The organism is Pseudomonas sp. E45-MNA-CIBAN-0222, assembly GCF_040310405.1.
Taxonomy (GTDB): Bacteria; Pseudomonadota; Gammaproteobacteria; order Pseudomonadales; family Pseudomonadaceae; genus Stutzerimonas; species Stutzerimonas stutzeri_AC.
In genome coordinates this window covers 1-246 of sequence record NZ_JBEOPU010000198.1, presented here as the reverse complement: position 1 = coordinate 246, position 246 = coordinate 1, and the positions used below count along the sequence as shown (strand labels likewise).

The following is a 246-nucleotide window of genomic DNA, read 5'->3' as shown; positions in this document are numbered from 1 at the left end:
CTCACCGTCTGCCCGCTGTCGAACCTGAAGCTGTGCGTGTTCGACGACATGGCGAAGCACACGCTGAAGGCGCTGCTCGACCGCGGCGTCGCGGTGACGATCAACTCCGACGATCCGGCCTATTTCGGCGGCTACGTCAATGAAAACTACTTCGCGACGGCCGAAGGGCTGCAACTCACGGATGCCGAAGTCCATGCGGTGATTCGCAACGGCTTCGAGGCGTCGTTCATCGAACCGGCGCAGCGC

General features: G+C 62.6%; 1 pseudogene. It reads left to right on the top strand.

The annotated features are described in order from the left end of the window. Positions 1-246, top strand: a pseudogene (locus AAEZ08_RS23310) (adenosine deaminase); the annotation flags it as partial.